Genomic DNA, 26596 nt, shown 5'->3' on the forward strand with positions numbered 1-26596 from the left:
TGAGGCGTTGAGCTAACCTGTACTAATTGCCCGTGAGGCTTAACCATACAACACCCAAGGGGTTTTGATGGACTCAATGCAAGAACGATTGAATGTGTAGTAGAACTTAAAATCAGTTTTCCGAATTAAAGAATTTGCTTGGCGACCATAGCGATTTGGACCCACCTGACTTCCATTCCGAACTCAGAAGTGAAACGAATTAGCGCCGATGGTAGTGTGGGGTTTCCCCATGTGAGAGTAGGACATCGCCAGGCTTTAAATTTAGACTTAAATGTCTAACCAGTGCGGAGCGGTAGTTCAGTTGGTTAGAATACCGGCCTGTCACGCCGGGGGTCGCGGGTTCGAGTCCCGTCCGCTCCGCCACTTATTTAGAAACCCAGTCTTCGGACTGGGTTTTGTCGTTTATAAGCAAAAATATTTTCCCTTTTCAGGGAACGAGTCCCGGTTGCCCGCAACCCCGGCCTCTCCGCCATTTATTTAGAAAGCCTTGCTAGAAATAGCAAGGCTTTCGTCGTTTCTAGAGTCTGCAATTTCCTACTTGCTCTAGCTTTATTATCATTAAACTCCCCTCCTTCTCAAACCGACCTCTTTTACTTGTTTATTATATGTACGTAGGTGCTTACTACCTTTTTAGTGCCTATAAAATATGGAATTTTATTTATATTCCTGACCCTAAGCATTATGAGTGCACATCTTTAAAAGATAAGTGAGAATCATTATTAATATTTAGTTACACTCACATCAATTGGAATAATGAGTCACTAAATACATGGATATATCTCGTCGACGCTTCCTTAAATCTTCCTTAGCGATCTCTGCGCTTACCGTTCTGCCTGCATGTTCTCTATCTAGGAGTACTGATAAACAGGGTCAGCACATATACGACATCACTGCAGAGCCTTCTACTGCTGAATTAGTATCAGGGTTTACCACGGATGTACTTGCGTTTAATGGCTTGATTCCAGCGCCTACGATTCGTTGTCGCCAAGGCGAGAAAGTTATTATTCGGTTTACTAACAAGCTTTCAGAGCCGACTACAATCCACTGGCATGGCTTGCGAATCCCTATTGAAATGGATGGTGTCCCTTTCTTGAGCCAGCTGCCTATCATGCCTGGCGAAACATTCGTTTATGAATTTACACCGCCAGATGCCGGTACGTTCTGGTATCACCCACACATGAATAGCGTTAAGCAACTTGGGATGGGCTTAGTCGGGCTAATCATCGTTGAAGAGGCAGAGCCTGTTCAGTTTGATGAAGAGCATGAAGTCGTCCTCAAGCATTGGCATTTAGACAAGCAAGGTCAGTGGAAGAGCCTTATGGTGCCGCGCTTGAGTGCTCGTATGGGGACGCCCGGAGAGTGGAGTAGCGTCAATGGTGTGCATGAACCTGTTTATACGCTGAAGCAGAATGCTTCCACGCGATTAAGAATTGCTAATGTCGATAACACCATTACTTATCCGATCGCTATAGAAGGCGCAGAGGCTTGGGTTATTGCTATAGATGGTAATCCTGTTAAAACGCCTTATAAGCTCACTCAGCACAAAATTGGTCCGGGAATGAGGTTAGATATCGGATTGATTGCTCCGAAGGCTGGAGAACGTGTTTATGTGCGTCAAATGAAAGGACGCTTCCCATTTCCTTTGTGTGAGTTTGATATTGTTGAGTCTGACCTGCCGAGTAATCAGAAACTGCCTTTATTGCCTCTCAACCCTGTGCCAGATCTTGATTTGGAAAATGCTGATCAAATTGATTATGTGTTTGAATGGGAGGGGGCGGTCACTCCGGCCGATAAATCGGGCAAAGCGATACCTAAGTTCTGGCTGATGAATAAACGAGCTTGGGAGGGGATGAGTAAAGATAGTATTCCAGCACCGCTTTCAACATTGGAGATGGGAAAAACCTATATCTTCAACCTTAAGAATGTCACCCAATATCATCATCCCATTCATTTACATGGACACACATTTACTGTTCTTGAATTAGACGGTAAAAAACTCGATGAACCGTTTCATACTGATACGGTCTTGCTTGGAAAAAACGGCAGTGCGAAAGCGGCATTTGTTGCAGATAACCCAGGACGTTGGATGTACCATTGTCATGTGATCGAACACATGAAGACGGGGTTGATGGGTTATATTGAAGTAAAGTGACTCCTGTAACTTTTTAAATCTTGGTAAGTTTTAAGCGCTATACTTTGCTGAATTCTAAGATTGTATAATCACTATTGCCGTAAATTTGATTACAATGTCGCCATTAACTTTTCTGGGGGAATTATGGGACAACTATCCGTTTTGGGTTTTATTGCATTGGGTGGTGCATTTGGTGCATGTTCTCGTTACTTAATTTCTGAATTTTGTGTGATGCTACTCGGTCGTGGCTTTCCGTACGGTACCTTAACCGTGAACGTGGTTGGCTCATTTATTATGGGTCTACTGATTGCTGCGTTTGAAACTGAGTTGATGGTCACTGACCCATGGCGTCAAATCATCGGTCTTGGTTTTTTGGGCGCATTAACCACATTCTCTACTTTCTCGATGGATAACGTGTTGCTTATGCAGCAGGGCGCTTTCTTTAAGATGGGATTGAACGTACTACTGAATGTCGTGTTAAGCATTTCAGCTGCGTGGATTGGTTTCCAATTATTGATGCGTAGCTAGCAAAAATACTCAAATATTAATCAGGTCGGCTTGGTTTAACCAAGCCGTTTTTATATACTGATTTCACTTGTCGGAGTGCCATAAGGCTGAGACCGTTAATTCGGGATCCGTTGAACCTGATCAGATTAGAATCTGCGAAGGGAACAAGAGAAGATATCTACACCAGAGTTCTATCTGGTTGACCTATCAAATAGTCGAATGTTGTTATAGACGAAGAGCACTTGCTCAATCTGTCCTTAATTCGATTCCTCTTGTCGCATCTATCCGCCAAGCATTTTTATCCCAATACTTTTTATCTAAGCATAACAAAGCAAGGAAAAATGCTATGTCGAGTCGCAAGCAAGCGAGACTGGAAGCAAAACAGTTCATTGATACACTCTCGGTACAACCGTACCCAAATTCAAGCAAAGTCTACGTAGAGGGTTCACGTCCAGATATTCGTGTACCAATGCGTGAAATATCACTCGCTGATAGCCTTATTGGAGGCACAAAAGAAGCGCCTATTTTCGAGCCTAATGAGCCAATACGCGTTTACGATACCTCGGGTGTATACACAGACCCAAATCACACCATAGACCTTTACAATGGCTTACCTAAACTGAGAGAAGGGTGGATTGAAGAGCGTGTCGATACTGAGCTACTTAATGAAGTAAGCTCGGTATACACCAAAGAGCGCCTAGAAGATGAAACGCTAGACGATCTTCGTTACGGTAATCTACCACGTATTCGACGTGCCAAAGATGGGCAGTGTGTGACTCAGTTGCACTACGCTCGCAAAGGCATTATCACCCCAGAAATGGAATATATCGCCCTACGTGAAAATATGGGACGTGCTCAATACCGCGATGAAGTGCTGAATCAACAACATCCGGGTCAAAGCTTCGGAGCGAATCTTCCAAAAGACATTACCGCCGAGTTTGTGCGTAAAGAAGTCGCCGAAGGTCGCGCAATTATCCCTTCTAATATCAACCACCCAGAATCCGAACCAATGATCATTGGGCGTAACTTTTTGGTCAAAGTGAACGCCAACATCGGTAACTCATCGGTCACTTCTTCGATTGAAGAAGAAGTAGAGAAACTAGTGTGGGCGACGCGCTGGGGTGGCGATACCGTTATGGATCTCTCTACTGGACGTAATATTCACGAAACTCGCGAGTGGATTCTGCGTAACAGTCCGGTTCCGATCGGTACTGTACCTATGTACCAAGCGCTTGAGAAAGTGAATGGTGTTGCTGAAAACCTTAACTGGGAAGTGATGCGCGATACTCTGATTGAGCAAGCAGAGCAGGGTGTTGACTATTTCACTATCCATGCCGGTTTACTACTTCGCTATGTACCAATGACAGCAAAACGCGTTACTGGCATCGTCTCTCGTGGTGGTTCTATCATCGCAAAATGGTGTTTAGCGCATCATCAAGAAAGCTTCTTATACACCCATTTCCGAGAGATCTGTGAAATCTGTGCTAAGTACGATGTCGCACTATCTCTTGGTGATGGTCTGCGTCCTGGCTCGGTTGCTGATGCTAACGACGAAGCGCAATTTGCAGAGCTTCGTACCCTTGGTGAGTTAACCAAGATAGCGTGGGAATACGACGTACAGGTGATTATCGAAGGTCCTGGTCATGTTCCAATGCATATGATCAAAGAGAACATGGAAGAGCAGCTAGAGCACTGTCATGAGGCACCTTTCTACACGCTTGGTCCGCTGACGACGGACGTCGCTCCTGGTTACGACCATATTACTTCAGGCATCGGCGCTGCCATGATTGGTTGGTATGGCTGTGCAATGCTTTGCTACGTAACTCCGAAAGAGCACCTTGGTTTACCAAACAAAGAAGATGTGAAAGTAGGTATGATCACTTACAAGCTTGCTGCGCACGCCGCTGATTTAGCGAAGGGACACCCTGGTGCACAAGTTCGTGATAACGCGCTTTCTAAAGCTCGCTTCGAGTTCCGTTGGGAAGACCAATTTAACTTGTCGCTCGACCCAGATACTGCTCGTGCTTTCCATGATGAAACCTTGCCTCAAGAGTCTGGAAAAGTTGCTCACTTCTGTTCCATGTGTGGACCAAAGTTCTGCTCGATGAAGATCTCGCAAGAGGTGCGAGAGTATGCGAAAGACACTGAGCAAGTTGCTGCGGACCAAGCTATATCGATCAAAATGTTGGATGATCCTCTTGAGGGGATGCGTCAGAAATCCCAAGAGTTTAGAGATACAGGTTCTGAGCTATACCACCCAGCAGCACATGCCGAGGTAAGTGACTAATGAGTAAAATCCTTATTCCGTCATCATTGATTGAGCTAACAGGTTTAGTTCAACAATGTTTGTTGTTGGCGAAAGAACAGGGTTTTAGCATCGAAGACATTGAGTTGGGTGTGAGCCCAACTCAATCTATTCAGCTTGTTCGCGACCAACAGACCACGCGCATAACGACAGATCTTATTGATGGTTATGACTCTGAGAATGAGAGTTCATTTGTGCTCTATTACCGCTCTGCTTTATCGGTAGAAGCGTGTGCTAAGCAGCCGTCGAAAGCGATTTATATTGGCATTGCTGATACGCAAGTATCCGATGAAAAGGAGAAAGTGCTTCAGCTTGATATCTGGCGTCACCCAATTAACAACGAAGTGAGAGCGCTTTCCGTTAAGTCCAAATTCAACGCAATGTTCGCTCCCAAATATCACCTTGCTTGGATAGTAACGCTGACAGTACTCGATTTTCCTATCGAAGATGCGTTAACACTTGCTCGAGGAATGTTAACTCAACAAGCGAATGTTTCACGTGAAACACTGTTGAATGACAATCTTGACGAGGGAAGATCTACTCAGTGGGCTGACCAATTTGATGATTTTCCCACACCTGTACTGGAAGATAACCGACTAGGTATTCAAGTTGGTTGGTCTGCACAAGGCGATAGCGTTAGCTTTCCAACTCTGACTAAGCAAAGTTTAGGGCTCTATCCAGTCGTTGATGATGTGGCTTGGATTGAGCGTTTACTGTCACTAGGCATCAACACTATTCAACTGCGAATCAAGAACCCACAACAAGCCGATTTAGAACGACAGATCATTCGAGCAATTGAGCTAGGTCGTCAGTATCAAGCACAAGTGTTCATCAATGACTATTGGCAGTTGGCAATCAAGCATGGCGCTTATGGCGTTCACCTAGGACAAGAAGACATAGAAGAATCGAATTTGGCTCAGCTAACTAAAGCCGGTATTCGTCTTGGTCTTTCTACTCATGGTTATTACGAACTACTGCGCATCGTACAAATTCATCCTAGCTACATCGCGCTAGGGCATATTTTCCCAACCACCACAAAACAGATGCCATCGAAACCACAAGGTTTAGTGCGCTTGGCACTGTATCAAAAGCTGATTGATAGCATTCCTTATACAAACACAGAGGCTGCTTTCCGTCCTGCAAAAGACAAAGCAGTTAGTGACAATGTGCTTGGCTTTCCGACGGTTGCGATTGGTGGCATTGACCAATCCAATGCAGACCAAGTTTGGCAAACAGGTGTTTCTAGTTTGGCAGTTGTGCGAGCTATTACGTTGGCAGAATCACCTCAATCGGTCATCGAGTTCTTCGCACAACTGATGAAGGAAAGACAGCTAACGTTTACTGATAAGAATATTGAGTTGGCGCATAGCAAGAGAGGTGAGCATGCTCACGGATAAGCAGTTCCTTCGCTATCAACGTCAAGTCGCTCTGCCAGAAATTGCCGAAGTTGGGCAAGAGCGTTTGAGTAAATCGCATGTGCTGATCATCGGTTGTGGTGGGTTAGGAAGTGCTGCGAGTTTGTACTTGGCATCAGCGGGTGTTGGTAAATTGGTTGTGGTCGATAACGATAAAGTTGATAGCAGTAACCTGCAACGCCAGATCATTTATCGTGAACAAGACCTTCAAGTTGCGAAAACAGAAGCAACTGTAAAACAGCTCACTGACCTCAATTCTATGGTTCAAATTCGTGCCCTCAATAAGCGACTAGACAAAGCACAGTTGCAGCTTGAGGTGATGCTAGCGGATGTGGTGCTCGACTGCACCGATAACATGCCAACGCGCCAGCTCATCAACCAAGTTTGTTTCGAGCAAAATACGCCGCTCATCTCGGCGGCGGCAATTGGTTGGCAAGGACAATTCGCTGTCTTTGATTACCAAACACCAAGTGAACAAGAAGCGCAGAGTAAAGCGTGTTACCGCTGCTTGTATCCGTTCGACGAATTACCACAAAGTCAAAAATGCAGTGAGAGCGGTGTCGTCGGTCCGGTGGTAGGCACACTTGGTAACTACCAAGCGATAGCGGCAATTCAAAAACTGGCGACGGGAAAGTTTCATGTCGAGACTGCCAAGTTGCATCTGTTTGATGGGTTGAAACTGCAATGGCAAACCATGGCGATAAGCAAAGACAAACAGTGCCAAGTGTGTGCTCAGATTTAGCTTACGAGTAATGGGCAGAATTAAGAGAGTTGGAAGCAATGACGTTATCAGAACAACAAACAACACAAATGACCGCTGCTGACTTAGATGTGATCACTATTGTCATCAATGACCAGTCGCATCAAGTTGCCAGTGAGTCGAATCTACAGCAAATCATTAGTCAATTTGCGCTGCCTGAAATGGGCTGTGTTTTTGCAATTAATAACAATGTTGTGCCGCGCAGTGAGTGGGCTAGCACAGTTCTTTCACAGGGAGATAGCATCTCTTTGTTTCAAGCGATCGCAGGGGGTTAAAGTCGATGCTTAAAATTGGTGATAAACAATTCGAATCAAGACTGTTCACGGGAACAGGGAAGTTTGCCAACAGCCGATTAATGGCAGAAGCGATTCAAGTGTCGGGATCTCAACTTGCGACCATGGCGTTGAAGCGTGTCGATGTGAACGACCAACAAGACGATATTTTGCTGCCGTTAGTACAAGCGGGTGTGAACTTATTGCCGAACACCTCGGGTGCAAAGAATGCTAAAGATGCTGTGTTTGCTGCGCAACTGGCGCGAGAAGCGTTGGGTACTAATTGGTTAAAACTAGAAATTCATCCAGACCCGAAGTACTTGATGCCCGATCCAATTGAGACACTTGCTGCTGCTGAGCAACTGGTTCGTGAGGGCTTCATTGTGCTTCCTTATTGTCATGCTGACCCGGTTCTGTGTAAACGATTGGAAGAAGTAGGTTGTGCAGCGGTCATGCCATTAGGTGCGCCGATCGGTTCTAACAAAGGGATAGTTTCTCACGACTTCCTAGAGATCATCATCGACCAAGCTAATGTTCCAGTGGTTGTCGATGCGGGTATCGGCGCACCTTCACATGCCGCGCGTGCGATGGAAATGGGCGCGGATGCCGTGCTAGTTAATACCGCGATTGCGGCTTCGAGCGATCCCGTTGCGATGGCGAGGGCATTTAAGTTGGCGGTAGAGTCGGGGCGTATGGCTTATGAAGCCGGACTTGCTGGTAAGGTTTCTCATGCGGTTGCGTCGAGTCCACTGACGTCATTCCTAGATGAGCTTTAGTCCTAGATTGGTTTAGCTATTAAGCGAGGAAAACATGAGCTTCGTTGAACAATTTAAGCAGCTTAATTGGGATGACATTTCGATGTCGATCTACGCGAAAACGGCACAAGATGTCGAGCGGGCATTGAATAAACCCAAGCGTGATTTGGAAGACTTTAAAGCGCTAATTTCACCAGCGGCTGAAGCATATTTAGAGCAAATGGCGCAGCTGTCATACTCGGCAACTCGCAAGCGTTTTGGTAATACCATGTCGCTTTATATTCCATTGTACCTTTCTAACTTGTGCGCCAATGCTTGTACTTATTGTGGCTTCTCCATGGAGAACAGAATCAAGCGTCGTACCTTGAATCGGGACGAAGTGGCAGCAGAAGTCGAAGCCATCAAGCGCATGAAGTTTGATAGCGTATTGCTGGTGACTGGCGAGCACGAAACCAAAGTGGGTATGAAATACTTCCGCGAAATGGTGCCTATGATTAAGAAGCGCTTTAACTATTTGGCGATGGAAGTACAGCCACTTGATCAAGACGAATACGCTGAGCTCAAGACATTGGGTTTGGATGCGGTGATGGTCTATCAAGAAACGTATCATCCTTCGACTTATGCCGAGCACCATTTACGTGGCAATAAGATGGATTTTGAATACCGATTGGATACACCCGATCGTCTTGCAAAGGCGGGCATTGATAAGATCGGTATTGGTGCTTTAATAGGGTTGGAAGAGTGGCGTACCGACTGTTTTTATGTCGCAGCGCACTTGGACTATCTTGAGCGCACATATTGGCAGACTCGGTACTCAATTTCTTTCCCACGTTTACGTCCTTGTGAGGGCGCGCTCCAACCAAAATCAGTCATGACGGATAAGCAGCTTGTTCAGTTGATTTGCGCTTATCGTTTGTTGAATCCAGAGGTGGAGTTGTCATTATCGACTCGTGAATCACCGAAGTTCAGAGACAATGCATTGCCGTTAGGCATCACCAGTATGTCTGCTGCATCGAAAACTCAGCCGGGTGGTTATGCGATGGATGATGTTGAACTCGAGCAGTTTGAGATCAGCGATGAGCGAAGTGCGGGTTCTGTGGAAGAGATGATTCGAGCCAAAGGATTTGACCCTGTATGGCGAGATTGGCACTCAGCGTATTCTGGTTAAGCAACAAATAAAGCCACTGGTCATCGCTATGTTTCACGTGAAACATAGGCAAAGAAAAGAGGGTTGATGAAAAACATCAACCCTCTACTTTTTCTAGCTTCTAGCTTCTAGCTTCTAGCTTCTAGCTTCTAGCTTCTAGCTTCTAGCTGTGTGCTACTGGTAGCGTTGCGTGACGAAGCCACTCTTTCACATCACCTTCAACAAGTGGGCTGATCTCATCCCATACCTTCTGATGGTAATCATTCAGCCATGCAAGCTCTGGACGAGTTAGCATATCAACATTGATGTTGCGCTTGTCGATTGGGCAGCGTGTTAGCGACTCAAATGATAGAACAGGGAAGTCACCGTTAGTTGGGGTTTCAACAACAAGCTCTAGGTTTTCAATACGGATACCAAACGCATCTGCACGGTAGTAACCTGGCTCGTTGGATAGCACCATACCTTCTGTTAGAGGCACGTCGATTTGCTTCTTCGAAATGCTCGCTGGACCTTCATGAACACTTAGGAAGTGACCAACACCGTGACCTGTACCGTGATCGTAATCGTAGCCTTCCGCCCATAGGTGCTGACGAGCTAGCGTATCGATTTGGTAACCACGTGTGCCTTTCGGGAAACGTGCACGAGCAACACCGATGTGACCTTTTAGTGCGAGAGTGAATTGTTTAATCATCTCTTGTGAAGGCTGACCGATCGCAATTGTACGCGTGATGTCTGTCGTGCCATCTAGGTACTGACCGCCTGAATCCACTAGGTAAAGCGTGTTTAGCTCTAGCTTGCCAGGTTCAGGTTGGTTCTCGTGGTTGTAGTGACACATCGCCGCGTTGCCGCCCGCAGCTGAAATAGTATCGAAGCTAAGATCCATCAGTGTCGGGTCTTCGCTACGGAACGCTTCCAGTTTGTCAGCCAATGTTGCTTCATCATGCAGGTTACCCGCAACGACTTCAGTATCTAACCATGATAGGAACTTGCTCATCGCCACGCCATCGCGGATATGACATGCTTTCATGCCTGCAATTTCAACTGGGTTCTTCGCTGCTTTTGGCATTAGGCATGGGTCAGCTTTACTTACCACTGATGCACCAGCATTTTGTAGAACCAGCTTAAACCACGCGTTACTTGTCGCAGGGTCAACCAGTACATTCTTGCCAGTTAGAGTTTCTAGTCGTGCTTGCAATGCTTCTGGGTGGTGAACTGTTACGCCAGAACCAACGTGAGCGTCAAACTCAGCAGGTAGACGAGCTGGATCTAGGAAGTATTCCACGCTTGAATCTGAGTTCAGAATCGCGTGAGAAAGCAGAACTGGTAGACGTGATACATCAAGACCACGAACGTTAAGCAGCCAACAGATAGAATCAAGTGCAGTGATAACTGCGCTGTCTGCGCCGGCTTTTTTCAAGAGCTCTGCGATTTCTTGACGTTTGCTTTCACTTGATTGACCAACTGCGTCTGTTGCCATTAGGCGAACATCAGAAACCACAGGAGCAGGACGGTCGTGCCACAGCTCATCAATTGGGTTGCTGTCGAGAATCTTAAGCTCAAGTGCACCTGCAAGTTTTGCTTGTGCCATGTCTAGCCAAGCAGAGTTGTGCATGCGAGGATCGATTGCCACAGACGCACCATTTGCAAGATGGTCTTTAATCCAATCTAGCGCAGGCTCTTCAATTAGGTGACGGTATTCGAATAGATCAGCAGGAACTTGCTTAGTGACTTGTACTGTGTAGCGACCATCAACAAAGATAGCGGCTTTGTCTTTGGTGATTACCGCAGCACCAGCAGAACCGGTAAAACCAGTTAGCCAATGTAAACGCTCGTTGTGCGCTGGTACGTATTCGCCCAAGTACTCGTCTTCATGAGGGACAAGTAGGGCATCAATATTATGTTGTGCTAGCCATTCGCGAATTGCATTCACGCGGCTTTGGGTATCGTTGTGCATCTGTGTTATTCCTTCAAATTACCGCTCCTTCATGCTCAGGTGTGGGAGCTGTTTCCATCTGCTTCATGCAGTTTACGATTCCATTGAGGTTCGCAATCACTTCAATAGAGTCGGAGTACAACAGGCCATAGATGAGCCAAAAAGGACTATCGACTGTTAAGCTACTCATTTTACCGTAAGAGCGCAAATCGCGTCCGGGATTTTTATCTAAGATGATCGGTTTTTTGCGTGATCATGGTACGTAGCCAAGTTAAAGCCGGGTCATTTTCTCTGTCTCGGTGCCAGAACAAAGTGTAAGCCATTGGCGGGAATTCGAGTGGCAGCGGCAGCAATGCCATGTCGTGTTGCTTGGCTGCCAGCTTTACAAAGTGACTTGGCGCGGTAAACACAAAATCAGTGTAAGAGCACAAACTGGCAGCGCTGTTAAAGTCCGGGACGGTGACTGCGATGTCACGCTCGCGACCAATGTCGGCTAAACGATAGTCGAGCAACCAACGGTCGTTGCCATCACAACGCACCTGTACATGACGCAGGGCTAGGTAAGCTTCTAAGTTCCAGTTACCACGCAAAGCTGGGTGGTCTTTACGCACGATACACATTTGGTGGTCGCGATAGATTTCCTGTTCACAAATGTCATCGGGCGGCAACATAGTCAGCTTGGCATCGTTGATGTCGATATCTCGCCCCGTCATACCCAAATCAATCTCACCACGTTGAATCATTTTAAAAGTCTGTTCAGACCATGGATGCGTGCTGATGGTCACGCCAGGTGCTTGTTGGAATATTGCTGGCAAGAAGTGGGGCAAAATCAACGGGTAGACACTCTCCACCGCAGCAATTTGAAAACGGTATTCACTGCTCTGTGGTGAGAACTCTTCTGGTTGAGTCAGGACATCAAGTTGATTTATCAACAGATCCAGTTTCGGTTTGAGGAACAAAGCTCGTGGTGTTGGCGTCAATCCATGCGAGTTTCGTGTGAACAAAGGGTCATCAAACTGAGTGCGTAACTTGGCCAAAGATTTACTCACTGCAGACTGACTCAAACAGAGTCGGTGTGCAGCTCGAGTAACATTCAACTCCTCGATTAGTACCTTAAAACAGACCAACAAGTTGAGGTCGATGCGTACCAGTTTCTCTACGTTCACTGTGATTTTCCTCATTGGAATAATGGTCATGAGTATACATCATTTCCATTCATATCATCAGATGATTAAGCTTTGCTCAAAAGTTCTTATTCAATTTGGAGTGTTTTGTGTCTAGCCATATTACAAATAGCAAAAAACAGATGGCGCTGTTGACCATGTTAGTTCTGTTCAGTCCGCTTGCGATTGATATCTATCTACCTGCTTTGCCTCTTATCGCATCCACTTTTCAGGTAGAAAATGCATTGGCACAAGACACCATCACTTGGTTCCTATTTGCTATGGGCGTTGGCCAGCTATTCGCAGGCCCCTTGGCAGATAAACTCGGACGTCGAACTGTTGCATTGGGAGGCATCACCATCTACGCATTGAGCGCTTTATTGGCGTGGAGTGCTCAAAATATTGAGTGGATGTTGACGGCTCGTTTGCTACAAGGCTTAGGTGCATGTGCAACATCTGTAGCAGCCTTTGCAACAGTTCGCGATATCTTTGGTCCGGAAAAAAGTGGCAAAATGATCAGTTACCTTAACGGGGCGATCTGCTTTATCCCGGCATTGGCGCCTATTTTAGGCAGTTGGTTAACCCAGCAATTCGATTGGCGTGCAAACTTCAGCTTCATGGCCGGCTTCGCTGTGATTGCCGGAACGATGATTTTCTTTGGAATGAAAGAAACCAACCCTGCAACTGAAAAACAAGCTGTGTTTAAACTGAGCCGTTATTGGTCTGTATTAAGCACGCCGTCATTCATTTTCCATGCATCATTGTGTCTAATGGCGATGGCGGTCATTCTTGCTTACGTCACATCAGCTCCAGGTGTACTGATGACGGGCATGGGTTTATCCATGAACGAGTTTACCTTCTGGTTTGGTCTTAACGCGGCGTTTAATATTGCAGCTTGTATGTTGGCACCGAAATTCATGGATCGCTGGGGTACGCACAATTCACTGGTTGTTGGTATTAGCTTACTCTCGATAGCTGGCGTTATCATGATGGTGATGAAAGGACACAACACGGCGCTGTCTTTCATGCTGCCAATCTTTATCTCATCGGTTGGCTTCGCTTGGATTCTTGGTGCAGCAGCAGGTAAAGCGTTAGAACCGTTTGGTGATAAAGCGGGTACTGCGGCTGCACTACTTGGTTTGTTCCAAATGAGTGGCTCTGGTTTGTTGGTAGGTACGCTACAGCGTTTATCACTGGATCCACAAACTCTGATTGCGATTCATATGTGGGTATTGCTTCCAGCTTTGGTGATTCTGTTTAGCAAAGCAGGTAAGAACTGGCATGCGAAATTGGCGAATGCGTAAAACTCGGTAATTTAGTATTTTCCAATGTACCTAACGCGTGTATATTTGTCGTTCAAACTTTTCTCGACACCATAACGGAACTCAAAAAGTAATGTCGTTAACCACGTATGAAATGGCTCGTATCTTAGAGCAAATGGAAGAGTCACCAGAAAAGGTGATGTTTGGTAAGTTGCTCAACGAATTGGGTAACCAAAGCTCTGAGCGTATTCGTAGTGCGGCAAAACAAGTTCCATTGCCAGTCTTGCGTGATCTTGTGTATCAATTTCAGCAAGTGATTGAGTCACGTAAAGGCGAGCAAGTAGAGCAGATGGCAAAAGACCTCGCGAAGCAAGGTATCTCAGCAGAAGAGTTACTGGCTTACTTGAACAAGTAATAAAAAATCCCCGCATTATGCGGGGATTTTTTTAGTTAGTGACTTTCTTCTTGATAATGTGGTCGAGAGATAAAGGCCCTGGCCCCCACACAATAACAATAAGAATCATCAACCCCCAAAGTTGATGGTCATAGAAACCTTTCTCCCACAGCAGCGGGTAAGAGACCACGGCGATGATGTTAAACACAAACAGAATCGCAGCCATCGGGCGCGTAATTAACCCTAGTGCCAAGAACACCGGTAGAACCAACTCCGCAGCTGTACCTAAGTAAGCCGCCAGTTCCCACGGCAGTATTGGCACTTGGTATTCCAGCTCAAATAAATACAGTGTGCTGTCCCAAGATGAGATTTTGATTAGCCCTGAATTGAAAAATACCCATGCAACCCACAAGCGACAAAAGAGAAGTAATACAGGGACAAAGCCAGCTTGTAGGGTACTGATTAAATCGTCGTACCGATTCACTAAGTTTTTAACCGTATCCGTCATAGAGTGCTCCTTAGATTGATTTCAATGTAAAGCCGTCAACGAGATCGAGTGCCATGATGCTATTAAGATGAGCGAGTAGTGCTTCAGGTATTTCGCTCAAGCTTTGTTTCTGCTCTAAGCATTGCAGCAGTTGGAACACATCGGCATCGAGTGCGTGACACAAGGCTTCTCCATTGGCTTGAATCGAGATGACACCTTGCTGTAATTGGTTGATATTAAGTTGTTCGAATTGGCCAGTTTGAATCGCGCTGAACAAATCAAATACTGCGTAACTGGAGTCAAAGCTGCGGCAGCCTTGTTTGAGGTGCAAAACCAAAGCGGGTTGTTGCTCTTCACTCACTTCGCCAAGTAACGCAAGCGGTTTTAATTCTGCCGCATTGGGTTGTTCATACTGCGCTTGACGAGCGAGGTCGATATTCCACTCGAAGCGTGCGACTTCAGGGCTGTAAGGGGCTTGTGCGATCACCTGACTAAACTGCATGATGGTGTCTTGAAAGCCTTCGCCATAATGGACCACATTTCCTTCTTCTAATGGATAAGTGAGAACATGCTGGCGAGCCATCTGTTCGAAGCATTCTTCACCAAGCAGCGCTTCAATCATCGGGTAGGTTGCGGACAACACCTCGCTTAAGCTGACGATAAAGTTATTACGGTAAATCTGCATGCGTTCATCAGCGGTAAACTCATCACTGGCAATATCGCAATCGTCACCGAGTGCTTGATAGTGTAGGGCTTTAGCAAACTGGCTTTGTAAGGTGGCTAGATTCATGATGCCTTCCTTGGTTCGCTTTGTTCACTTGGGAGTGTGCCTTGCAATAGCAGTTGCGATGCTTTCAGCGCTTCTCCCAGTAAGACCTCTGGCGCAGGAATATCCAAATCCCATTCAATCAACGCATGACGTGGACCGTGTTTCTTTGTCCATTGTGCGAACAGTTGCCAAACTTCGTCACTAACTGGGCGGCTATGGGTATCAATCCATATCTCGCCTTTGTCGAGTTGTTTGATAGTAAAACCTGCCAAGTGAATCTCATCCACTTTGTCGGCTGGAATCGCATCTAGGTATGTGTCGCAATCAAAACCGTGGTTGAACGCCGAAACATAAACATTGTTTAGATCGAGCAATAAACGACAGTCAGTGCGCTTTTGCACTTCGGTAAGAAACTCCCATTCGCTGATGGTCGAATGTTGAAACTTCACATAACTAGATGGGTTCTCTATCAAGATCTCGCGTTGCAAATAATCCTGCACTTCATTGACATTACGAGTGAACACTTTGAGCGCTTCTTCCGTATACGGAAGTGGAAGCAGGTCATTAAAGTAGTGACCGCCGTTTTCACTCCAACTCAAATGGTCAGAAACAAGAACCGGATCGATTGAGTCAATCAGCGCTTTAAGTTGAGCAAGGTGCTTTTGATTCACACGTTCCACCGAACCTAGTGACAGACCAATGCCATGGCAGCTAATTTGATACTGCTCGCGCAACGCTTGTAATTGATTGCGCTCTGTAGCGTTGGGTTGAAAATAGTTTTCACTGTGGATTTCTAACCAAGATAACTCGGGTTTGTTTTGGCTAAAGTAATCGAGGTGAGGGGTTCTTAATCCAACTCCAACAAGGTCGTGGAAGGTGTGGTGTTTCACGTGAAACTCCTTTTCAAAGCGGGCGGGAAGAGAAGGATGCGCTGGTTGAGCGTCAACGCATCCTTGCAGTAGCTAGCGATAAAAGATTATGAAGAAGAAGTGCTACCACCAACTAACTTGTCACATAGACCTTTTGGTACGACTACGAATGCATCTTTTTGGTTATCTTCTTTAGCTGTACCAGCACAAGAACTGCTCTTCGTTGCACAGTCGTTTTTGCCTGCTTTTGAAACGCCGTAGCATTTTTCTTTATCAGCTGCGACAGCTGGAGCTGCAGTTAGCATTGTGCCACCAAGAGCTAGAAGGCCAGTAACAGCAGCAGTAACAGCTAGATTCGACTTTTTCATAATAAATTCCTCTGAATGATTTCCTTTACTTTAAGTTGGCAAGATGAATCGCCTGTTGTGGCGTTTTTGTTATCAACTTGCTTAACTTAAAAGATAGGAAACTGGCTAAAAAACTTTCAGAGAAATTTTCGAAACAAATGGTTTTAAAGAGTGGAATTTATATAACTTATTGATGCATCGAGTAAAAAAACATCGAATTTTTTATGAATTTTTGTCTAATCTGAGGAGGTTGTTTAGGTTATAATCTATTTTTATGTATAAATAACCAGTAGCTCTCATCATGATGGATCCCTCTCTATTAGTCGACGGTTTGAACGATAAACAACGTGAAGCCGTTGCCGCACCTCTAGAAAACTTGCTCGTCCTTGCTGGTGCAGGGAGTGGTAAGACACGCGTTCTTGTTCACCGCATTGCTTGGTTGATGTCGGTCGAGCAGGCATCTCCGTTCTCGATTATGTCGGTAACCTTTACCAATAAGGCCGCGGCAGAGATGCGTGGACGTATCGAAGAGCTCATGATGGGCAGTGCAGGCGGAATGTGGAATGGTACTTTCCACGGGATTTGTCACCGTATTCTGCGTGCACATTATCTTGATGCCAAGCTACCGGAAGATTTTCAAATTATCGATAGCGACGATCAGTTACGTCTATTGAAGCGTTTAATCAAAGCGCAAAACTTAGATGAGAAGCAATGGCCTGCACGCCAAGTATCATGGTGGATTAACGGCAAAAAAGACGAGGGTCTACGTCCGTCACACATTGATGCGTACCACGATCCAGTGACCAAGACATACCTACAGTTGTATACTGCTTATCAAGAGGCGTGCGATCGCGCTGGATTAGTCGATTTTGCGGAAATCTTGCTGCGCGCACATGAGCTACTGCGTGATAACAAGTTCGTTCGTGAACACTACCAAGCACGCTTTAAGCACATCTTGGTGGACGAGTTCCAAGATACCAACAACATCCAATACGCTTGGCTACGTATGATGGCGGGCCCTGAGTGTCACGTGATGATCGTTGGTGATGATGACCAATCTATTTACGGTTGGCGTGGCGCGAAAATTGAGAATATTGAGAAGTTTACGCTGGAATTCCCAAGCGTGAATACCATCCGTCTTGAACAAAACTATCGTTCAACCAAGACCATTTTGGAAGCGTCTAACACCCTGATTGCCAATAACACTGAACGTATGGGTAAAGAGCTTTGGACTGATGGTGTTGTCGGCGAGCCTATCTCAGTTTACAGCGCTTACAACGAATTGGATGAAGCGCGTTTTGCGGTTAACAAAATCAAAGAGTGGCAAGAAAAAGGCGGTGCACTGAATGACGCTGCCATGCTCTACCGTAACAACGCCCAATCGCGTGTTCTGGAAGAAGCCTTGATTCAAGCTGGCCTGCCTTACCGTATCTACGGTGGTATGCGATTCTTCGAACGTCAGGAAATTAAAGACGCCTTGAGCTACATGCGTTTGATCGCTAACCGTAACGATGACGCCGCATTTGAGCGTGTAGTTAATACACCCACGCGTGGCTTGGGTGATAAAACGCTAGAAACCATTCGCTTTGCAGCGCGTGATCGCGGTTGCACCATGTGGGAAGCAAGTATGGTCATGCTTGAGGAGCAAGTATTACCAGGCCGAGCGGCAGGGGCATTAAGCCGTTTTATTGAGTTGGTGACAGCACTAGAAGATGACACGTTAGAAATGCCTCTGCATCATCAGGCTGATCATGTCATTAAATACTCAGGTTTGTTCGCCATGTACGAGCAAGAGAAGGGTGAAAAGTCTAAGGCGCGTATTGAGAACTTGGAAGAATTGGTGACAGCAACTCGTCAATTCGAGAAACCAGAAGAAGCCGAAGACATGTCATTGCTGACGGCATTCCTAACCCATGCAGCATTAGAAGCGGGCGAAGGACAAGCAGATGAATTCGAAGATGCGGTTCAGCTAATGACATTGCACAGCGCGAAAGGTCTAGAGTTCCCGCTCGTGTTTATGGTTGGTGTGGAAGAAGGCATGTTCCCAAGTCAAATGTCGGCAGAAGAGGCGGGACGTTTAGAAGAAGAGCGTCGTTTGTGCTATGTAGGTATGACTCGTGCGATGCAGAAGCTGTACATCACTTATGCTGAAATGCGCCGCTTGTACGGTCAGGATAAGTATCATAAGCCATCTCGCTTTATTCGTGAGCTACCAGAAGCATGTTTGGATGAAGTTCGTATGAAAGCACAAGTCAGCCGTCCTGCAAGCAGTGGCCGATTCAGCCAAACGGTCGTGAAAGATAGCTTCAATGAAACTGGCTTTACGCTGGGTTCTCGCGTCATGCATCCGAAGTTTGGTGAAGGTACCATCATCAACTTTGAAGGCAGCGGTCCACAAAGCCGTGTTCAGATTGCTTTTAATGGCGAAGGTATTAAGTGGTTAGTGACTGCTTACGCGAAACTAGAGAAACTGTAATACTTCACCAAACTAATCAACTTAAGAGCTGCTTCGGCGGCTCTTTTTGTTTGTGCTGTTTTTGTGTCGCTAATGCAGTAAAAAATGGAATGATAAATGGAGTGAAAAAGCGGCGATTTAACGATGTCGTTTGAAGTGAAAGGTGGGCGTTGTGGGTGAATGTCTACTTTCAGTAGATCTGCTGAGAAAAATTTTAGGCAAAGAAAAACCCCGAGGGCTTTCGCCCATCGGGGTTATAGTCTTACTCGCAGCAATCCGGCTACTAAGTGTGCTCCATGCATCTAATCCATGATAGTGTGCTGAATCCGTCAGCTTAATCCTTACGTCGCCATCCTAGCGGTGTCCTTGACCTTATCCTGGTCTGCTAACCATCCTCGTTAGCTCTCATCACTTGTTCCCTGAGCGGTGTCCCTGACATCATCCTGATGTTCAAATCCTTGCCTCGTCCAGAGGTGTCCATTTCCCGTCCTTAGTAGTAACCATCCTAGTCACTATTGATTCCGTTCAATGTCCAATTTTGCAATCCATGCCCGACTATTCATCCTGAATAACCGTTTCTTCTTCCTGAAGTTCACCAAGTCCGTGGTGTTTCCTGTTCCGTGTCAGCATCCTTCCGACAGGTTTAATATTACGTGTTTAGCGATTCCCAACAACGGGCTAATATCACATTTTTTTACTCTCTTAGCGTTCAAAAAAGATACATAACCATTAAATTCAATGGCTTATGCTCTTTGTTGTACGGTTTTACCATTAAAAAAGAGAGGTTTGCTCAACCCTTTGTGAGAGATCTCGCACAAGGGGTCGAGCGAAAGACTCTTACTGCCCGATAGCGGCACCTTCACGCCTTGGATCAGCCGCACCTTCGAGACCGTCTTCTGTTATACGTATCGCATGCAGTCCAGAGTTCAAATCACGAACATCAGTTTTAAAACCCATCTTTTCCAACTCAGGCAGTAAGCCTTCTGCAGCGGTACCTTGCTCAATATCTAAGGTACCAAAACGGTTCAGCAATCGTGGCTGATTAATCGCACTTTGGATGTCCATATCCCATTGTGTGTGGGCGATAATGGCTTGTGCGACGTAACCAATGATGCGGCTGCCGCCCGGTGAACCAATTGCCATGTAGGGTTTATCGTCCTTCATCATAATGGTTGGCGCCATGGATGAACGTGGGCGTTTGCCAGGTTCTAAGCGGTTCGCGATTGGCACACCATCTTGATGCGTGCGGAAAGAGAAATCGGTAAGTTCGTTATTGAGCAAGAAGCCGCGCACCATCAAGCGTGAGCCAAAGGCGTTCTCAATGGTCGTTGTCATCGAAACCACATTGCCTTGCTTATCGACGATATTGAAATGGCTGGTGGAAGGCAGCTCGATCGATTGGTCCATGCTTAAGTTCATGGCGTGCGACCAAGGAGGATTGCCAGCTTCAACCTTACTCAACGTTTTACCGACTTGAATGAGCTCAGCACGCTGTTTTAGATAGTCTTTATCAAGCAAGCCTTCGGTTGGCATTGGCACATAATCTTGGTCAGCCATGTATTTACCGCGATCCGCGAACGCAAGGCGAGACGCGTCGGCGATCACTTGCCATGATTTCGCGCTTTCGGCTCCCCAACCTTTAAGATCGTATTGCTCAGTGATCGCGAGAATCTGTCCAACCGTCAATGCGCCAGAGCTTGGTGGTCCCATGCCGCAGATGTCATAGCTTTGGTAAGCCGCACAAACCGGTTCACGTTGTTTGATTTGGAACGCATCAAAGTCAGGTTGTGCCAATACGCCAGGATTGCCCGGTGCATTCTGTACTGTCTTGATGATGTCTGTGGCGATATCGCCTTGATAGAAAGCTTTTGCCCCTTGCTCTGCAATTGCCGTCAGAGTTTGCGCGTATTCAGGGTTCTTCAACAACGTGCCTTCGGCTTTTGGTGAGCCATCTGGATTAAAGAAGTAAGCCTTAGTCACAGGGAAGCGTGATAGGCGCTTGGCATCTTTCTCAATCAGACTCGCGAGGCGAGGACTCACTTCGAAACCTTGCTCAGCCAAGGTAATCACAGGTTGGATGATCTTTTTCCATTCCAACTTGCCGTATTTCTGGTGCGTGTCCCACAGTAGTTTCACCGTGCCAGGAGTGGCAACGGAACGCCCACCTACAACCGCATCGTAAAATTGTAGAGGTTGTCCTTTGTCATCTAGAAAGAGTTTCGGCGTCGCGGCGAGCGGTGCGGTTTCGCGTCCATCATACGTAGTCAGTTTTTGTTTCTCACTGTCCCAATACACTAAGAAGGCGCCACCACCAATGCCTGAAGATTGCGGTTCTACCAAGCCCAGCATCAGTTGCACGGCAACCATGGCATCAATAGCATTACCACCTTGTGCAAGAACATTCGCCCCGGCTTGGGTGCCAAGTGGGTTGGCTGCTGTGACCATATAATCTTTGGCTTTGACCAATTGCTTTTGCTCGAAGCCAGTACTGTGCTCCGGTGCAACCGCATCTGCTGCTTGGTTAGCAAAGGCTGAGGTAGATAAAACGAGTGGGGAAGTAAGAAAAAGACCCGTGGTCACGAGTCGGTTGAACGTCCAATGCATGATGACTCTCCATGTTGCCAGTTTTGTGTTTTCAGCTTGGCAGTCATGAAGAGCCACGTCGAGTCAGCAATCTTAGAAATGTCGATTGTGCTACGCTTTTAAATCAGTACTTTATCCGATAAAAGTGCTGATGGTTTGGTATAAAATACTGCCACCCACTAGAGTAAATACCACGCCACACAGACCGTCGATGTAGATGCCTGCTTGTTGCAATTTACGTTGTAAGCGCTGTGTTGACAGCATCCACGCAAGGCTAGAGAACCAGAATAGCGACAAGCCAAACAAGATGACCAAAGCAATACCTTTGCCAGTGATCGACATACCTGCAGGGACTAAGCTCGACATCAAACTGATAAAGAACACCAATGCTTTCGGGTTAAGGATGTTGGTCGCAAATCCTTTAGCAAATGCCTGACGTTTGTTGCTGATCACTAGGTTGTTTTGCTTCTTAGGTTGATCCGCCAGAGGGTTTTTGATCATCGAGATCACGGCGCGCAATGCACCAATACCTAAATAGAGCAGGTAACTACCACCGAGCAGTTGCACCACCGAATACAACACTGGGTGCTGGTGGACGATATAACTCACGCCTGTCAGGCTGAACAAAGAGTGCAGCAAAATACCGACAGACAATCCCAACGCAATGTACAAGCCAGTTTGACGACCATGGCGCGTCGCGTTTTGTACGACCAACGCAAAGTCGGGACCGGGACTCATTAGGGCAATAAAGTGAATGCTGGCGAGCGTCAGCAATATGGTGGATTCATTCATAACACATCTCAAATATAACCAATGCGACTATTATCGTGGTAAGTCACCTGTGGCGCTTGTAAAAAACTGACAGCTTTCTCGGTAAATGAAATTAACGAGTCACTTGAGAAGGGGAAACACCGTAGGTCTGCTTAAACGCTTTGCTGAAATGCGCTTGATCGTAGAAACCGATCTGATGGGCGACGTCGGTACCACATTGACCTGATTGCAGTAACTTCATGCCTTGTTCAAGGCGCAGGCGTGCGAACCATGCATAAGGCGTCATGCCAGTTTGCGCTTTAAAGTGGCGCTGGAACTGAGTTGGGCTCAGTTGGCACAGCTCTGAAAGTGAATCCAAACGCACTGCTTGGTCAAGGTTTGCCATTAGATAATCTTTTAACGTTCCAAGCGATTGATTTCCGAGCGGCACCACTTTTTGTCGCTCAAGCGATCCGTAGCGATCAAAAAGCTGGTTAAATCCTTCAAAAGGAAGGCAATCTTTGGCGAGCTGACTAATGTTTTTACCGCGAAGTAGGTCGTGTAAGTTACTAAGTTGTGAAAATATCCGTGGATCAGAGATGATCAGTTCATTGAAGCGTATTATTTGACCGTTTTGCTTAAGATCAGCCAGATCGCTCAGTAGATGAGGTTCGATCGCAAACACATTTACTTCATAGCCACTTTCGAGCTTAGATTGCCCGTCGTGCAGCTCATCTGGCGGCATAAGCACGATTTGCCCGTGGCCTACATGGTGACTGTTGCCTTGGAATTGGAACTTCTGCGCGCCATGCGTGATCAGACCGAGGTGAAAATCCAGATGGTAATGCCTTTGGAAAGCAAATTTCTGGTATTTCGCCTCTATCAGACTCAAGTTGTCATGTTCGGTTGCGTAATATTGGATCTGTTCCATTCAATAAAAAAGCTTGGTCATATCATGACCAAGCTTATCCGTCAATTTCTAACTTGTCTTGTAAAAAACGATCATTGTGCCTGCATGGCTTTGCGTGACTTACGGTTGTTACGCAGACCATCAAAGCTAAATACCACCAAGGCCCCCCAAATAAAGGCGAAGGTGATGGCTTTATCACTGGTGAACGGTTCGCCGTAAATCAGTACCGCCAATAAGAACATCAAGCTCGGTCCAATGTACTGAAAAAAGCCTAAAGTTGAGAGTTTTAGGCGCGTAGCTGCACCGGTAAAGCACAATAGCGGCAGGGTAGTGATGACACCTGCGGCAATCAATAAGGTATTTAGCAGCCATGGGTTCTCAAACATGTTTGAGGTTGGGGTGCTGGCAATAAAAAAGAGATAGATACTTGCCGCAGGCAACATGACAAGAGTTTCAATGAATAACCCGGTTTGTGCTTCCACACTGACTTTTTTACGTAGCAAGCCGTAAAAACCAAAGCTCATTGCGAGTGCGATAGCAACCACAGGGACAGAGCCAAACACGATTAATTGCACTAATACGCCACAAGCCGCCAGCACGACTGCGAACCATTGCAGCTTACGTAACCTCTCTCCCAGAAACACCATCCCGAGTAACACATTGATTAACGGGTTGATGTAATAGCCGAGACTGGCATCGAGCATATGATTTGACGTGACCGCCCAGATGAAGATCAGCCAGTTTGCCCCAACTAAAATAGCAGTAGAGATCAAATACATCATCTTGGTTTTATTTTTGATGATGTCTCGAACCGAGCGCCATTGGCGACCAAAATGGAGGAGTGCGGCAAGCAAAAAGAAAGACCAAAATACTCGGTGGCTTAAGATCTCTAGTGGTGAGACTTCAGCAATTGATTTGAAGTAAATGGGTGCGATGCCCCACATGGTATACGCACCAACAGCAAGCAAGATGCCTTGCCGTGAGCGTTGTTGTTCTTCTGGTGTCATGGGATGTCACCTAATTGAGTTTTTATAGAGCAGACAATCAGTATACGAGTGGTGAACTTAATCACCTAACAATTTGCGGTTTTATTCACCATGAAACCCCATTACAATGTGCCCTCACTTTGCGTGCCAGTGGCATGCATAAGCACTTCTTTCTAAGACCCAATCTGAGATTTTTCATGACCTCGACTTTGTTAGCCGAACAATCTGATTCGCCTTTGACGCCTCAACGTGTGTTGGAGGATGTATTTGGTTACCAAGAGTTCCGTGATGGTCAGCAGTTGGTGATTGACGCCGCGGTAGAAGGTCGTGATAGCTTAGTTATCCTGCCTACGGGTGGTGGTAAGTCGCTGTGTTATCAAATCCCTGCTTTGGTTCGCTCTGGCATTACTTTGGTCATTTCTCCGCTGATTTCGTTGATGAAAGACCAAGTGGATCAGCTTAAAGCTAACGGTGTAGCGGCTGAGTGCATTAACTCGACCATGGCTCGAGAAGATCTCATTAGCGTTTACAACCGAATGCACTCTGGTCATCTTAAGTTGGTATACGTCTCGCCAGAACGTGTATTGATGCGTGATTTCATTGAACGTTTGGAAAACCTTCCTCTATCTATGATTGCCGTCGATGAAGCACACTGTATTTCCCAGTGGGGACATGATTTCCGTCCTGAATACGCCGCGCTTGGTCAACTTAAGCAGCAGTTTTCCCATGTGCCATTTATGGCGCTGACGGCGACTGCGGATGACGCTACGCGCAAAGATATTCTTGATCGACTTCAACTCAACGCACCTGAAGTTTATCTAGGTAGCTTTGACCGTCCGAACATCCGCTATAACTTAGTTGAAAAACACAAACCGGTTTCGCAAATCATTCGATATCTGGATACCCAAAAGGGCAACTGCGGCATCATCTATTGTGGTAGTCGTAAGAAAGTTGAGATGGTGACCGAGAAGCTGTGCAACAACCACATTCGTGCTGCTGGTTATCATGCCGGTATGGATGCTGATGAGCGTGCTTACGTTCAAGAAGCTTTCCAACGTGATGATATTCAGATCGTCGTTGCGACAGTGGCCTTTGGTATGGGTATCAACAAACCAAACGTGCGTTTTGTGGTTCATTTCGATATCCCGCGCAACATTGAATCCTACTATCAGGAAACCGGTCGTGCAGGGCGTGATGGTTTACCTGCGGAAGCGATGATGCTGTATGACCCAGCAGATATAAGTTGGTTGCGTCGTATGTTGGATGAGAAAGACGACGGTCCACAGAAGCAGGTGGAAACCCACAAACTGAATGCGATGAGTGCCTTTGCTGAGGCGCAAACCTGTCGCCGTCAGGTGCTATTGAATTACTTTGGAGAATATCGTGAGAAGCCATGTGGCAACTGCGATATTTGCTTAGATCCACCGAAACACTTTGATGCCACAGAAGAAGCGCGTAAGGCATTGTCTTGTGTGTACCGTGTAAACCAAAGCTTTGGTATGGGCTATGTGGTGGAAGTGCTGCGTGGTATGCAGAATATTCGTGTACGTGAAAATGGCCACGACAAGATCTCTACCTACGCAATAGGCCGAGACCATAGCCATGATTACTGGATCAGTATTTTCCGTCAGTTAATCCACAAAGGACTGTTGAGCCAAAACATCACGCGCAACTCAACACTGCAATTAACGGAAGAAGCGCGTCCGCTGTTGCGTGGCGATGTGACTCTAGAGTTAGCGGTCCCACGTTTAGACACCGCAGCACGCGCGGCGAAGTCAGATAAACTCACCAGCAAGAACTACGATAAGAAGCTGTTTGCCAAATTACGTAAGTTGCGTAAATCGATCGCGGACGAAGATGGTTTACCACCATACGTTGTCTTCAGTGATGCGACCTTGATTGATATGGCAGAAATTCTGCCAACCTCTTACGGCGAAATGCTGGCCGTCAGCGGTGTTGGTCAGCGTAAGTTAGAGAAGTACGCCGATCCGTTCCTTGATTTGATTCAAGAACACATTACTCACCACGGATAAGGAATCAAAATGCAAAAGGAATTTGGCTTAGCGGACTACATGGCACGAGAGGGGCGCTTAATCATAACCGCACCAAGTTTTGACCTCGATAGTTTTCCTGCTTTAGGTGAGCGTTTACTTGGACTGCTTTCCGCTACTGTGGTCGAAAAGCAATGGGATGCGGACATTCATTCTTGGCTGATCGACTTTGAAGGTTGTCGATTGTTTATGAAAGCAGAGCATTACAGTGAAGCGATTTGGTTTGAAGCCTTAGCGATTGAAGAGAGTAGGGAAGAGTTGGATTACCTAGCGGGATTGTTCCAACGCGGCTTCTAAAAAATAGAACTTTCACGAAAGGGTGTTTCACATGAAACGCCCTTTTTT

General features: G+C 46.3%; 23 protein-coding genes, 1 tRNA gene, 1 rRNA gene and 1 riboswitch. Of the genes, 15 read left to right on the top strand and 10 right to left on the bottom strand.

Annotated elements, in window-relative coordinates; genetic code table 11:
• Positions 1-137: 137 nt before the first annotated feature.
• From rrf to thiH, 10 genes are all read left to right on the top strand, one after another.
• Positions 138-254, top strand: a 5S ribosomal RNA gene (rrf, locus tag ATB76_RS25945).
• 32 nt (positions 255-286) lie between these two features.
• Positions 287-363: transfer RNA gene (locus ATB76_RS25950), tRNA-Asp, on the top strand.
• Positions 364-769: 406 nt separating this feature from the next.
• Positions 770-2152 (top strand): multicopper oxidase family protein, encoded by a 1383-nt coding sequence (locus ATB76_RS25955; protein ID WP_042603358.1) that lies wholly within the window; start codon positions 770-772, stop codon positions 2150-2152.
• Positions 2153-2275: 123 nt separating this feature from the next.
• Positions 2276-2659, top strand: a complete 384-nt coding sequence (gene crcB / locus ATB76_RS25960) for a fluoride efflux transporter CrcB (RefSeq protein ID WP_042603359.1) — start codon at positions 2276-2278, stop codon at positions 2657-2659.
• A gap of 61 nt (positions 2660-2720) precedes the next feature.
• A riboswitch (TPP riboswitch) is annotated at positions 2721-2819 on the top strand.
• Between the two features lie 165 nt (positions 2820-2984).
• Positions 2985-4925, top strand: a complete 1941-nt coding sequence (gene thiC / locus ATB76_RS25965) for a phosphomethylpyrimidine synthase ThiC (protein ID WP_061036332.1) — start codon at positions 2985-2987, stop codon at positions 4923-4925.
• On the top strand, positions 4925-6340 hold the full coding sequence (locus ATB76_RS25970; RefSeq protein ID WP_061036333.1) for a thiamine phosphate synthase: 1416 nt from the start codon (positions 4925-4927) through the stop codon (positions 6338-6340). The genes thiC and ATB76_RS25970 overlap by 1 nt, the downstream gene beginning before the upstream one ends.
• Positions 6327-7100, top strand: a complete 774-nt coding sequence (locus tag ATB76_RS25975; RefSeq protein WP_061036334.1) for a HesA/MoeB/ThiF family protein — start codon at positions 6327-6329, stop codon at positions 7098-7100. The genes ATB76_RS25970 and ATB76_RS25975 overlap by 14 nt, the downstream gene beginning before the upstream one ends.
• A 38-nt stretch (positions 7101-7138) precedes the next feature.
• Entirely contained in the window at positions 7139-7393 is a 255-nt protein-coding gene (thiS, locus tag ATB76_RS25980; RefSeq protein ID WP_005378804.1) for a sulfur carrier protein ThiS, read from the top strand.
• Between the two features lie 5 nt (positions 7394-7398).
• Complete coding sequence (locus ATB76_RS25985; protein ID WP_009703039.1) at positions 7399-8166, top strand: thiazole synthase; 768 nt, start codon at positions 7399-7401, stop codon at positions 8164-8166.
• 34 nt (positions 8167-8200) lie between these two features.
• Entirely contained in the window at positions 8201-9313 is a 1113-nt protein-coding gene (gene thiH / locus ATB76_RS25990; protein ID WP_061036335.1) for a 2-iminoacetate synthase ThiH, read from the top strand.
• A 142-nt stretch (positions 9314-9455) separates the two neighbouring features.
• Here the strand turns inward: thiH and ATB76_RS25995 are convergent, their stop codons facing one another.
• Positions 9456-11246, bottom strand: a complete 1791-nt coding sequence (locus ATB76_RS25995) for an aminopeptidase P family protein (RefSeq protein WP_061036336.1) — start codon at positions 11244-11246, stop codon at positions 9456-9458.
• 203 nt (positions 11247-11449) lie between these two features.
• Positions 11450-12391 carry a LysR substrate-binding domain-containing protein gene (locus tag ATB76_RS26000; RefSeq protein ID WP_038868610.1) on the bottom strand — a complete coding sequence of 314 codons (942 nt, stop codon included), beginning with the start codon at positions 12389-12391 and terminating at the stop codon, positions 11450-11452.
• A 107-nt stretch (positions 12392-12498) separates the two neighbouring features.
• Between ATB76_RS26000 and ATB76_RS26005 the strand changes: the two genes are divergently transcribed.
• Positions 12499-13692: a multidrug effflux MFS transporter gene (locus tag ATB76_RS26005; RefSeq protein ID WP_196298589.1), complete on the top strand. Its 1194-nt coding sequence runs from the start codon at positions 12499-12501 to the stop codon at positions 13690-13692.
• Between the two features lie 91 nt (positions 13693-13783).
• Positions 13784-14065: a hypothetical protein gene (locus ATB76_RS26010; RefSeq protein WP_038868597.1), complete on the top strand. Its 282-nt coding sequence runs from the start codon at positions 13784-13786 to the stop codon at positions 14063-14065.
• 31 nt (positions 14066-14096) lie between these two features.
• On the opposite strand, the gene ATB76_RS26015 is transcribed toward ATB76_RS26010, so the two are convergent.
• The 4 genes from ATB76_RS26015 to ATB76_RS26030 form a co-directional block, all read right to left on the bottom strand.
• Positions 14097-14552, bottom strand: coding sequence for a DoxX family protein (locus ATB76_RS26015; protein WP_042603365.1), 456 nt, complete (start codon positions 14550-14552; stop codon positions 14097-14099).
• 10 nt (positions 14553-14562) lie between these two features.
• Complete coding sequence (locus tag ATB76_RS26020) at positions 14563-15321, bottom strand: DNA-binding domain-containing protein (RefSeq protein ID WP_061036337.1); 759 nt, start codon at positions 15319-15321, stop codon at positions 14563-14565.
• Positions 15318-16190, bottom strand: a complete 873-nt coding sequence (locus ATB76_RS26025) for a DUF692 domain-containing protein (protein ID WP_038877439.1) — start codon at positions 16188-16190, stop codon at positions 15318-15320. Before ATB76_RS26025 ends, ATB76_RS26020 begins: the two co-directional genes overlap by 4 nt.
• A gap of 86 nt (positions 16191-16276) precedes the next feature.
• Positions 16277-16537: a DUF2282 domain-containing protein gene (locus ATB76_RS26030; protein ID WP_038868592.1), complete on the bottom strand. Its 261-nt coding sequence runs from the start codon at positions 16535-16537 to the stop codon at positions 16277-16279.
• A gap of 280 nt (positions 16538-16817) precedes the next feature.
• On the opposite strand from ATB76_RS26030, the gene uvrD reads away from it, so the two are divergent.
• Positions 16818-18992, top strand: coding sequence for a DNA helicase II (gene uvrD / locus ATB76_RS26035; protein WP_038868591.1), 2175 nt, complete (start codon positions 16818-16820; stop codon positions 18990-18992).
• Between the two features lie 816 nt (positions 18993-19808).
• Here the strand turns inward: uvrD and ggt are convergent.
• The 4 genes from ggt to rarD all read right to left on the bottom strand — a co-directional run bounded on the left by ggt (position 19809) and on the right by rarD (position 24221).
• Positions 19809-21575 carry a gamma-glutamyltransferase gene (gene ggt / locus ATB76_RS26040; RefSeq protein ID WP_042603367.1) on the bottom strand — a complete coding sequence of 589 codons (1767 nt, stop codon included), beginning with the start codon at positions 21573-21575 and terminating at the stop codon, positions 19809-19811.
• Between the two features lie 111 nt (positions 21576-21686).
• The gene (locus ATB76_RS26045; protein WP_005440026.1) at positions 21687-22346 is read right to left on the bottom strand and encodes a LysE family translocator; all 660 of its coding nucleotides are present in this window, start codon (positions 22344-22346) and stop codon (positions 21687-21689) included.
• A gap of 91 nt (positions 22347-22437) precedes the next feature.
• Positions 22438-23235, bottom strand: a complete 798-nt coding sequence (locus tag ATB76_RS26050; RefSeq protein WP_038877443.1) for an AraC family transcriptional regulator — start codon at positions 23233-23235, stop codon at positions 22438-22440.
• A gap of 71 nt (positions 23236-23306) precedes the next feature.
• On the bottom strand, positions 23307-24221 hold the full coding sequence (gene rarD / locus ATB76_RS26055) for an EamA family transporter RarD (protein ID WP_042603368.1): 915 nt from the start codon (positions 24219-24221) through the stop codon (positions 23307-23309).
• A gap of 176 nt (positions 24222-24397) precedes the next feature.
• Here rarD and recQ point away from each other — a divergent pair, with 176 nt between their 5' ends.
• The gene (gene recQ / locus ATB76_RS26060) at positions 24398-26233 is read left to right on the top strand and encodes an ATP-dependent DNA helicase RecQ (protein WP_038877447.1); all 1836 of its coding nucleotides are present in this window, start codon (positions 24398-24400) and stop codon (positions 26231-26233) included.
• Positions 26234-26242: 9 nt separating this feature from the next.
• The gene (locus ATB76_RS26065; protein WP_038868585.1) at positions 26243-26548 is read left to right on the top strand and encodes a DUF3630 family protein; all 306 of its coding nucleotides are present in this window, start codon (positions 26243-26245) and stop codon (positions 26546-26548) included.
• Positions 26549-26596 lie beyond the last annotated feature (48 nt).

The organism is Vibrio sp. MOR3, from assembly GCF_001557775.1.
Lineage (GTDB): Bacteria > Pseudomonadota > Gammaproteobacteria > Enterobacterales > Vibrionaceae > Vibrio > Vibrio jasicida.

Coding starts and splice junctions, on each gene's coding strand:
- ATB76_RS25955 (WP_042603358.1), top strand. CDS start 770: ATGGATATATCTCGTCGACGCTTCCTTAAATCTTCCTTAGCGATCTCT.
- crcB (WP_042603359.1), top strand. CDS start 2,276: ATGGGACAACTATCCGTTTTGGGTTTTATTGCATTGGGTGGTGCATTT.
- thiC (WP_061036332.1), top strand. CDS start 2,985: ATGTCGAGTCGCAAGCAAGCGAGACTGGAAGCAAAACAGTTCATTGAT.
- ATB76_RS25970 (WP_061036333.1), top strand. CDS start 4,925: ATGAGTAAAATCCTTATTCCGTCATCATTGATTGAGCTAACAGGTTTA.
- ATB76_RS25975 (WP_061036334.1), top strand. CDS start 6,327: ATGCTCACGGATAAGCAGTTCCTTCGCTATCAACGTCAAGTCGCTCTG.
- thiS (WP_005378804.1), top strand. CDS start 7,139: ATGACGTTATCAGAACAACAAACAACACAAATGACCGCTGCTGACTTA.
- ATB76_RS25985 (WP_009703039.1), top strand. CDS start 7,399: ATGCTTAAAATTGGTGATAAACAATTCGAATCAAGACTGTTCACGGGA.
- thiH (WP_061036335.1), top strand. CDS start 8,201: ATGAGCTTCGTTGAACAATTTAAGCAGCTTAATTGGGATGACATTTCG.
- ATB76_RS25995 (WP_061036336.1), bottom strand. CDS start 11,246: ATGCACAACGATACCCAAAGCCGCGTGAATGCAATTCGCGAATGGCTA.
- ATB76_RS26010 (WP_038868597.1), top strand. CDS start 13,784: ATGTCGTTAACCACGTATGAAATGGCTCGTATCTTAGAGCAAATGGAA.
- ATB76_RS26015 (WP_042603365.1), bottom strand. CDS start 14,552: ATGACGGATACGGTTAAAAACTTAGTGAATCGGTACGACGATTTAATC.
- ATB76_RS26020 (WP_061036337.1), bottom strand. CDS start 15,321: ATGAATCTAGCCACCTTACAAAGCCAGTTTGCTAAAGCCCTACACTAT.
- ATB76_RS26030 (WP_038868592.1), bottom strand. CDS start 16,537: ATGAAAAAGTCGAATCTAGCTGTTACTGCTGCTGTTACTGGCCTTCTA.
- uvrD (WP_038868591.1), top strand. CDS start 16,818: ATGATGGATCCCTCTCTATTAGTCGACGGTTTGAACGATAAACAACGT.
- ggt (WP_042603367.1), bottom strand. CDS start 21,575: ATGCATTGGACGTTCAACCGACTCGTGACCACGGGTCTTTTTCTTACT.
- ATB76_RS26045 (WP_005440026.1), bottom strand. CDS start 22,346: ATGAATGAATCCACCATATTGCTGACGCTCGCCAGCATTCACTTTATT.
- ATB76_RS26050 (WP_038877443.1), bottom strand. CDS start 23,235: ATGGAACAGATCCAATATTACGCAACCGAACATGACAACTTGAGTCTG.
- rarD (WP_042603368.1), bottom strand. CDS start 24,221: ATGACACCAGAAGAACAACAACGCTCACGGCAAGGCATCTTGCTTGCT.
- recQ (WP_038877447.1), top strand. CDS start 24,398: ATGACCTCGACTTTGTTAGCCGAACAATCTGATTCGCCTTTGACGCCT.
- ATB76_RS26065 (WP_038868585.1), top strand. CDS start 26,243: ATGCAAAAGGAATTTGGCTTAGCGGACTACATGGCACGAGAGGGGCGC.